Consider the following 1,422-nt stretch of genomic DNA (forward strand, 5'->3'; position numbering starts at 1 on the left):
GCATTATAAGCCATTACCAATGCATACAGGCTATAAGAAACTAGGATTTGATTTCACAGATTATCCAAATTCATATGGTCTTTTTGAGAATGAGATGACCTTACCACTACATACTTGTTTGAGTGATGAAGAAGTGGATCATATTATAGAAACCTTGATTGGAGTACTTGCATGTTAATAAAGAACTGGAATGATCTTCCGGAATTTATGAAAACAGAAGAAGTAAGACCATATTATGAAAGCTTAAAAAGCAAAACAGGACAACTGAGAATGAAGAGATGTTTTGATATTCTATGTTCTTTGATAATGATTGTTTTACTATCTCCGCTTTTTATCATCATAGCAATATGGATCAAATTAGATTCAGAAGGCACTGTATTCTATCGACAGGAAAGAATCACACAATACGGAAAAGTGTTCAAAATTTTTAAATTCAGAACAATGGTGTCAAATGCTGATCAAATAGGAACACTAGTAACGACCCAAAATGATTCAAGAATTACCAAAGTTGGAGAAATGATAAGAAAATATCGGATAGATGAGATACCACAATTATTTAATGTCTTTCTTGGAAATATGACATTTGTAGGAACACGACCAGAAGTAAAGAAATATGTAGATGAATATACGAAGGAAATGAATGGGACATTATTGCTACCAGCTGGAGTGACATCTATAGCAAGCATTGAATTTAAAGATGAAGATGAAATTATAGGAAAAGGTGTAAAAGAAAATAAAAGCATTGATGAGGTGTATATAGAAGAGGTATTGCCAAAGAAGATGGAATACAACCTGAAGGCTATCACTTCTTTTTCTTTTGTGAAAGAAATTAAAACGATGATTGATACCGTTTTGAAGGTGTAGGTGAGAAAATGGATATTATGTTGATAAAAGATAACTATTTTTTAAATGATATTGTTGAGATTCATTTAAATACATTTCAAAATTTTTTCCTGTCAGAGTTAGGGAAAGGGTTTCTGAAAACTTTATATACTGGATATATCGAAGATGAAGAATCAGGAATATTAATAGCAAAAGAAAATGATAAAGCAATAGGGTTTATAGCATTTTCTAATAATTATTCTGATTTTTTTAAAAACCTTATAAAAAACAAGTTACTTAGATTCGGATTTTTTTCATGTGTTGCTATTATTAAAAATCCCAAAATTATAAAAAAGTTATTAGGAGCATTTAACAAATCTAATGAAGTAAAAAAAGATAAAGCTTATGTTGAGCTAGCATCGATTGGAGTAAGCCCAGATTATAAAAATCAGGGTGTCGGTTCGCTTTTAATAAAAAAGTTAATCGAAATAACTGATTTCAAAAAATATGCATTTATTTCACTTGAAACAGATGCAATAAATAATGAAAATGTAAACAGATTTTATAAAAAGAATGGTTTTATATTATATAAAAAATATG

General features: G+C 29.2%; 2 protein-coding genes. Both read left to right on the forward strand.

Annotated features, from left to right (window positions below; genetic code table 11):
* Positions 1-171: 171 nt before the first annotated feature.
* Complete coding sequence (locus UGRO018_RS17665; RefSeq protein ID WP_463667576.1) at positions 172-864, forward strand: sugar transferase; 693 nt, start codon at positions 172-174, stop codon at positions 862-864.
* An 8-nt stretch (positions 865-872) separates the two neighbouring features.
* Positions 873-1,422: GNAT family N-acetyltransferase (locus UGRO018_RS17670; RefSeq protein WP_416327832.1), on the forward strand; the 550-nt coding region annotated here is incomplete at its 3' end.

It is taken from the genome of Hoskinsella mucinilytica (assembly GCF_045223415.1).
GTDB lineage: Bacteria > Bacillota_I > Bacilli_A > Erysipelotrichales > Erysipelotrichaceae > Hoskinsella > Hoskinsella mucinilytica.